Genomic DNA, 8,576 nt, shown 5'->3' with positions numbered 1-8,576 from the left:
TGAACGGACAAAAGGGCGTCGGTACGGGGCAGCCTGTGAGATATATAGAAGTGTGTTTGAAGGTTCGCATTATATCATTCCGCATGAAAGTATCATCCTGAAACGGAGCGAGGCAGCTCGCTGCGTTCTTACTAATTGCCTCCACTTTTAAGTGGAGGAACAAGAAGAGCAGCAAACAAGGGGCTTTAGCCAAATCCTTTTTGACTAAAGTCATCTCCTGAAAGATGCAATCATATCCACGCCTTAAAAGGCGTGGCAACATTAGACTGTTATCCGTTGACTGATAGCTGTTAGTTTTATTGTCATCCCGAGTGGATACGAGGGATCTCTTTCCGATAACGGGGCGGGATGCCTCACACAAGGTTCGGCATGACAAAGTATTGTTGTTCACTGTTGATTGATAACTGCTGACTGAAAGACAGCCCCTCGCTCCCCCTCTTGTGGAGGGGGCTGGGGGGAGGTAGGTACGGCTGTCGCAGCCGGAAATACCCCTGACATTAACACAAGCATNGGAGGTAGGTACGGCTGTCGCAGCCGGAAATACCCCTGACATTAACACAAGCATTCGGGCACCCCCTCCCTGCCTCCCCCACGAGGGGAGGAGATAGGAAAAGAGTATATATTTTTACTCCCTCTCTGTTGGAGGGGGACGGGGGGAGGTGACTTTTTCCTCTAAAAAACTTCCTAAAACCTTGGATTAGTCCGAAATATTCATTATATTTCGTGTGTGTGTGTGTGTGTGTGTGTAAAGAACTCACCAACCATCAAATTGATAATTAGCCGGTTGAATGTAAATCCAGGTCGTACTTTACTTGTTTTATACACGGTTGTGGTATTGCAATGATACTATATTCATTGCAAAGGAACATAAAAATAATAAGATAAGCAATAATAAAAACACAAAAAAACGGACAATAACAATCAAATGTTACTGTCCGCTCTGATATCTTAACGAAAAGGATTTACTCGTCTTTCTTTGTTTTTTTAGCCGTAGTTTTCTTAGTCGTTTTAGCTGCTTTCTTTTCTGCTTTTTCGGCAACTTCTACTTCTTCCGAAGCTTCTGCCGGCTGCTCAAAGAATTTTTTGAATTCATCCAACGAAATCACTTCTTCTTTTACGCCTAATGTATTTTTCAGGTGGTCGATGATTTTCATTTCCATCGCACGGTCTACCAAGTTGCGGGCGCTTTCCTGATTTTTGAGCATATCGTTGGCATAATTTTCCACCATCGAATCAGGCAATCCCATCATACCATACTGCGCAAATTGTGCACGTGCCGCATTCATCGCAACAGCCTTTACATCGGCCTCTTCCAGCTTCAGTTCATTATCTTTTACGATTTGCTCTTTGATGAGGTGGAATTTCAGGTCTTCGATAATCTTCGGATAATTCTCATCGATATTTTCCGCATTATTATTCTTGTTCGATTCTACCAGCCATCTTTTCAGGAAGGCATCAGGGAATTGCAAATCGCCAGCTTTCTTCTCAAGCAATTCTTTGGCATCTAACAGGAATTTGTAGTCGCTGTCCGGCGCAAATTGTGTCGAAATCGTTTCTTTCACTTTCGTGCGGAAATCGGCTTCGGTCTTTACTGTTCCTTCGCCAAAAACTTTATCGAACAACTCCTGATCCAAACCGGCTTCCTTATAACGGGTCACTTCTGTTACCTCGAACTGGAATTCCGGAGCAATCGCCTCAACTCCATCTTTTTCGATATGAAGCAATGCTGCTATCTCGGCTTCGTTGCCTTCGTATGCTTTGCCCGGATTGAAAACGATTACATCGCCCGGTTTAACGCCGACGAATTTCTTTTTCTCGCCTTCATCTTTGATATAAGATGCCATCACCACACCGGCTTCAACAAAGATGCCGTCTTTCTTCACTTTTTTGCCGTCCATCTCCGAAATCTTACCTCTTACAAGGTCTGTTTCGGCAGCAGCTTCGGTTATAGCTTCATATTTGCCGTAATTCGCTTTGTACGAATCGATTTGTTTTTCAACCAAATCTTCGGCTACATCTATTTTATAATAGTTGATTTTGTCTTTTTTAGACAATGACAATTTTATTTCCGGCGCCAATGCTACGTCAAAGAAGAAATTATAATCCCCTTCCACTGCAAAATCGACAGGCTGTTGCTTTTCTTCGTTCGGAAGCGGCTCGCCCAAAACATTCAGGTTATTTTCTTTGATATAGTTATACAACCCTTCGCCTACGAGTTTGTTTATCTCTTCGGCCATGATTGATTTACCATACATTTTCTTCACCATTCCCATTGGGACTGTGCCCGGACGGAATCCCGGGATATTTGCTTTTTTGCGGAAGTTTTTCAACGAACCTTCCACTTTCTCCTGATAGTCGCTTTTTGCGATGCTTACTTCTATAATAGCATTTACGCTATCAACACTGGTTAGAGATATGTTCATCTTAACGAAGTTTTATTATTATTTTTGGTTTCTACTTTCAGACATGAACAAAATAAGCCTCTTCACGCAAGAGCCTTCTTTTTGGAGGTGCAAAAATAGTCTTATTCTTGCAATAATCAAAACGAAAAGGGTATAATTTATTCCTAACACGACAAGAAGGAGAGGTTATTTTGCCGTCTGCAATTCGTTATAGCAGATTTCATTACCTCATCACTTCCTTATATGTTTCTTCGCTGACAGCGCTTCCTGAAGGGTCGGCCGGATTGTAATAGATAATAATTATTTCGCCGTTTTCTTTCCCTAAAGTATTCGTTTGCAAAATCCTTCCGGTATGGGTATTGCCTTCCTTGTCCTTAAATTCTACGATCCATGTCGTATTCGAGCCCTTTCTTCCACGATGGATGTCCCGATCGACAATGACAGCTTCGGCTCTTTCGAACTTGGCATACTCTGCCTGATAAGCGGCATTAGCATTGGGTAGGAAATCATCTTTGAAAAGATAAATCGCAACCGACAAAGCGACCATTAAAATAATGAGAATAACATGTTTTGCTCCCGGTTTTTTGTTTTGTGCTCTTTGCATAAATTAAAAAATATGGTTTGTAAATTAAAATTGCTTAACCGCACAAATTTAACCTGTCCGTGACAAATAAGCAAAAATATAAGAAATAAATTGTGTTTTTCGGGGAAACTTCTTTTCTTTGCAGATGTAAACATAGAATCCAACCGTGATATTATTCTATACAAATAACCATACATTTTCATCATTTATGCTATTTATCAATAGGATAAATCGAAAATTACGGTTTCCACACACACACACACACACACGAAATATAGTAAATATTTCGGACTAATCCAAGGTTTTAGGAAGTTTTTTAGAGGAAAAAGTCACCTCCCCCCGTCCCCCTCCAACAAAGAGGGAGTAAAAATATATACTCTTTTCCTATCTCCTCCCCTCGTGGGGGAGGCAGGGAGGGGGTGCCAAATTGCTTGTGTTAATGTCAGGGGTATTTCCGGCTGCGACAGCCGCACCTACCTCCCCCTAGCCCCCTCCACAAGAGAGGGAGCGAGGGGCAATATTTCAGTTAACAGCAGGTCCCCTCAATCCCCCGAAGGGGGAAGTATATCATCCTCTTCTATCAACAATAGAGCCCTTGTAGGGGCGCACCTGCGTGTGTGCCCGCAAATCGATATATCGGGCAGACACATAGGTCTGCCCCTACACAAAGACCGAAAGAGATGCTTCGCTTTCGCTCAGCATGACAATAAAGCTAATAGCTATCGGCTAACGGCTAAAAGCTATAAATCAACTATTTATTCACATCATCTTTTTCTGTTACCCCCTCTTGTGGAGGGGGGGCAGGGGGAGGTGGCTTATTCTTTTATAACATGAAAAAAAGAATCTTAACACTGGCTATTATCACAGTAGCCTTATTCACAACAGCAATCAACCTGCAAGCACAAGTAACAATGGGAAGCGCCCAACCTCCTGTTACTGGAGCTTTGCTCGACCTGAAGATGGACGGAACAACGACCAAAGGCTTAGCCTTACCCCGCGTAACGCTAACCGACAAGGACAAACTGTACCCCATGCTTTCGTCCGGATACAACGCAGCCGAAGATGCCTTACACACAGGATTGGTCGTCTATCACGGCGACAAATGCACGATGAGCGGAAAAGGCGTCTATGTATGGACAGGCAGCGTATGGAACAAAGTAGGAGACGACACGCCGGCAGGACTGAATTTCAATCAGGATTACTTTGACTTACCCAGCGGACACGACGCCCGCCCGTTAGCAGCGCAGAACTTAAAAATAACCTGGAAGGGAGGAATTGTACCTACTTGGATAGGGGCTGCATCCGGAGGATTAAGCGCTATCGATTTCACCGGGACACCGTTAGCCCCTACAACTCTGACTGCTTCTCCTACCGACATGACACTATTGCCCGATGCCATGACAATCAACCCGGCTTCGCCTTGGGCAAGTAAACAGACCGATCTGACATTTACCTACACCGAATGCGGACAGACCAAAACCGTTACTCTAAACCAAACCAACTATGCACTGAAAACGTCGCTCACCAACAACCAGATTGTTTATACAACCTCAACAAGCGGGACATTCGACGTATACAGCAACGCCACTTGGGGAACCACTGTGGTAGGAACAATAGGGGCAGGAACGGTTACTCCCACATCGGGAGGAATGACCATAAAGAACGGAGGAAATGACGGAGGAACTACAATAAATTACTCAACCTCAGCAGGAAGCAAGTACGATTACACCAATATCACTTTTGCCGACACTGAAACGCCTAAACGCTTCAAGGATGTCACAGTCAGCATATTGAATTGCATTAATACACAAAAAGATCCGACAATCATCCAGTGGGCAGCAGTAATAGGCTTCACCACTTCCGAAATCACTGCCGTAACCCAAAGTCTCCCATCGTCGATTAAGAAAGGTTACCAGTTGCATAGAGACCAGAACAACAACTTGTTTATTTCAGGGGATTTTGGGGCAGACAGCAAAAGCAGTGACGGACGGAATCGCTGGATGTTGCACAATGTAAGAGCTACTAATTTTGACACTAACCGTACGGATGGAACAACCGTTATCAGCCCCAACAGCATCACGATGAGCTATCAGGGTCTCTATCCCGACCCGCACATGGGATATCCCGGTGGTACCGGAATAACCATAACCGGCGCTAATGATGCAAGCAAGTACAACAAATCCGAGCGTCTGGGGCGCATCTACAACTGGGCTGCAGCCACGATGAAAAAAGGAGGAGCAGCAGGCACAGACAGCTTCATAGAAGGTGAAACATCGGCTGACGAAAACCATAATAAAGTACAGGGTATTTGTCCTGCCGGCTGGCACTTGCCGAGCGATAAAGAATGGACCGAGCTGGAGGAGGAAATCAACAACAATACCAGCAAATACAGCAGCCTCGGTGATGCAAATGGCACCATCACTCCCGGGAACACGGGATGGCGAGGAAATGCCATCGACGGGCATGGTGCGGCTATGGCGGATGCTTGTGTCACACCCGACATAACAGCTGAAACTGGTGGCCGATCAAATATTTATTCTTCCTCACACTATGGCGGATTCAATGCTATGTTTGCAGGTATCGCTTCCGGTATCGCTTCTAATTATGGCTATGGTGCAACATTTTGGTCAGCCAGTGGAGAAACTGCGTCTTCCGGGTGGGTGCGGAGAGTTGATTTTAATCACGCTCAGGTTGAGCGGGCTAAACTTAGCCGGATGATTTTAGCTTCTGTCCGTTGCAAAAAGGACTAATGTGCTTCGCACAGTTACTTCGCCCTTCGGGTAGTTACAAGTTACGAGTTACAAGAAACTTTATCGATATAAGAAAAGTAGACAAGTAGACGAGTAAATAAGTTGACATATAGATTGTCATCCCGGGCAAATGCGAGGGAGCTCGTTGCGCTTTGCGCTGTTCATCCCCGGGTCGGGATGCTTCGCCAAAGGCTCAGCAAGATAGAATCGTTGTTTTACTTCGTGGTACTCCGTGAAAGACTCCGTGAATCTCTGTGGTTAAAAAGAAAAAATGACAAGACGAAAAACACTGTATCGCGTAATATTTGTCAAGAGTGTCAAGTTTTAACTAAATTTCGATTGATAATCAACGAACTAAGTTTTTTGACAGAATTTGACAAGTGTCTTATTATAAAACACATCCTGTTTTGTCAAGTTTTGGGGTATTAACTCACAGATAATAAACGCATAAAACCCAAAATACAGCGCGACAAAAAAAATGACACATTTGCCAAGTTTGTCTTTTTTATCCTGTCATCCTGCGGCTCGCTGATTTTATGCGGCGTATCGGCAGTTGTATCAAAAAAATATTAACTTTGTATGACTATTGATACAGTTGTTATGACAAAAAACAGTGTGATAAGTTTATCTGAAAGCATCCCGGAGATCTGGAACTTATTGAATGACAAGGATCGCGAAAAAGTCACCATCAATACGCGTATTGTAGAATTTAAGAAAAACCAGGTTATATACGACGAGGAGGAAATACCTCAAGACCTGATGTGCCTTTGTCGAGGAAAAGTAAAAATCTACAAAGATGGTGTAGGTGGACGCAGCCAGATTATACGTATGATACGCCCTACGCAATATTTCGGATACCGCGCCTATTTCGCCAAAGAACCTTACGTCACGGCAGCAGCGGCATTCGAACCGTCGACGGTATGCTTCATCCCGATGAATATCATCGAGAGCCTGGTGGTGAATAATGCAAAGCTCGGCTTATTCTTTATCCGCGAACTGTCGACGGATTTAGGGATTGCCGACGAACGCGTCGTCAACCTCACGCAGAAACATATACGCGGGCGGCTTGCCGAATCGCTATTATTCCTGATGGACAACTACGGGTTGGAAGAGGACGGCGTCACGATAAGCATATATCTCTCGCGCGAGGATCTGGCCAATCTGTCGAACATGACAACGTCCAATGCCATCCGCACCTTGTCGAACTTTGTCGATGAACACCTCATCGCATTAGACGGGCGGAAGATAAAAATCCGTGATGCCGAGACATTGCGCAAAATAAGCCGGATAGGATGATACGGGGAATCTTCCAGAAATACCTCGACCACAAATACCGCGAAGTGGCGCGGTTTATAGAACATCCCGTCGAAACGCAGGAGCGGATACTGAACTATCTGCTGGCAAACGGGCGGAACACGTATATAGGACAACAGCTTGGCTTTGACAAGATAAAAAACAAAGACGACTATCGCCGCCATATCCCTATCTTCCATTACGAGGACTTGCGTCCTTATCTGGATAAGATACTGGTCGAGCGGAAACAAAATATCCTTTGGAACAAACCTGTCGAATGGTTCGCCATGTCGTCGGGGACGACCGAAGACAAGAGTAAATACATCCCCGTCACCCGCGAATCGCTGACCAAGGGGCACTACAAATGCGGCGAGCAGATGTTAGCCATCTATGGGCAGGCCAACCGCCAATCGCGCTTCTTCTTCGGCAAGACATTGCTCTTGGGAGGCAGTAAGCAGATAAACAGCATAGGAGACGGCATCTTCACGGGCGACATCTCCGCCATCCTCATCAAGAACGTCTATTTCTGGGCAAAGCGCAGCCGTACACCGGAGAGCATCTCTCTCCTACCCGATTGGGAAGACAAGCTACGCGCGATGACCGACTATGCGACTACACACGACATCCGTGCATTGATGGGCGTTCCGTCATGGTTGCTCGTCCTGCTGAAAAAGATACGGGAAGAGAGCGGAAAGGAACTGACCGACCTTTGGCCTAACCTCGAGGTCTTCTTTCATGGAGGGGTAGCCTTCACTCCTTTCGAGGAGCAGTACCGCAAGCTGATACAGAAACCCGATATGTACTATTGGGAAACCTATAATGCATCCGAAGGTTATTTCGGAGTACAATTCTCTAATGACTCGAAGGACATGCTGCTCATGCTCGACAGCAATATCTATTACGAGTTCATCCCGATGAGCGAATGGGATGCCGAGCATCCGCGCACATTGACATTGGACGAGGTAGAGACGGGACAAAATTACGCCATCGTCATTTCCACCAATGGCGGATTGTGGCGGTATATGATAGGCGATACCATCGAGTTCTCATCGACCTCGCCATACCTGTTCCGCATCACAGGGCGGACGAAAAGCTTTATCAACGCTTTCGGCGAGGAAGTGATTATCGACAATGCCGAAAAGGCTTTGGCAGAAGCCTGCAAGCAGACGAATGCTCAGGTATCGGAATATACAGCCGCTCCGGTTTACTTCGGAGACAATAATTCGGGGGCGCATCAGTGGCTGATAGAGTTTGCCGTCGAGCCGAACGACTTGGCACGCTTCACCGAGCTATTGGATGAGCACCTGAAAAAGGTCAACTCCGACTACGAAGCCAAACGGTCGTACAATCTTTCGCTTGGTATGCCGCTTGTGCAAAGCCTGCCGAAAGGGACATTCAATGCATTCCTTGCATCGCTGGGAAAATTGGGCGGGCAGAACAAAGTCCCGCGTCTGGCGAATAACCGCGACTATATCGACAAGCTACTGGCTTTCGTTACAAGGTAAGAGGTGCGTAGCAGTATCAATTTTAAGGATTATTAAAACAATC

At 45.5% G+C, this 8,576-nt stretch carries 5 protein-coding genes; 3 read left to right on the top strand and 2 right to left on the bottom strand.

All coding sequences use genetic code 11. The features are described 5' to 3' along the window. Window positions 1-962: 962 nt before the first annotated feature. Both tig and D0T66_RS08995 read right to left on the bottom strand, forming a co-directional pair. A complete protein-coding gene (gene tig, locus D0T66_RS09000; protein WP_163356936.1) occupies window positions 963-2,423 on the bottom strand; it encodes a trigger factor in 1,461 nt (486 codons plus the stop codon). A 202-nt stretch (window positions 2,424-2,625) separates the two neighbouring features. Next, entirely contained in the window at window positions 2,626-3,006 is a 381-nt protein-coding gene (locus tag D0T66_RS08995; protein ID WP_163356935.1) for a DUF3592 domain-containing protein, read from the bottom strand. A gap of 809 nt (window positions 3,007-3,815) precedes the next feature. On the opposite strand from D0T66_RS08995, the gene D0T66_RS08990 reads away from it, so the two are divergent. From D0T66_RS08990 to D0T66_RS08980, 3 genes are all read left to right on the top strand, one after another. Beyond that, window positions 3,816-5,735, top strand: a complete 1,920-nt coding sequence (locus D0T66_RS08990; RefSeq protein WP_163356934.1) for an FISUMP domain-containing protein — start codon at window positions 3,816-3,818, stop codon at window positions 5,733-5,735. Window positions 5,736-6,314: 579 nt separating this feature from the next. After that, window positions 6,315-7,031, top strand: coding sequence for a Crp/Fnr family transcriptional regulator (locus tag D0T66_RS08985; RefSeq protein ID WP_370520786.1), 717 nt, complete (start codon window positions 6,315-6,317; stop codon window positions 7,029-7,031). After that, on the top strand, window positions 7,028-8,533 hold the full coding sequence (locus D0T66_RS08980; protein ID WP_163356932.1) for a GH3 auxin-responsive promoter family protein: 1,506 nt from the start codon (window positions 7,028-7,030) through the stop codon (window positions 8,531-8,533). The genes D0T66_RS08985 and D0T66_RS08980 overlap by 4 nt, the downstream gene beginning before the upstream one ends. The last annotated feature ends 43 nt before the right edge of the window (window positions 8,534-8,576 follow it).

The organism is Dysgonomonas sp. 25, from assembly GCF_010501075.1.
Lineage (GTDB): Bacteria > Bacteroidota > Bacteroidia > Bacteroidales > Dysgonomonadaceae > Dysgonomonas.
The sequence above is the reverse complement of the archived record's forward strand: the minus strand, read 5'-3'. Positions and strand labels throughout refer to the sequence as shown.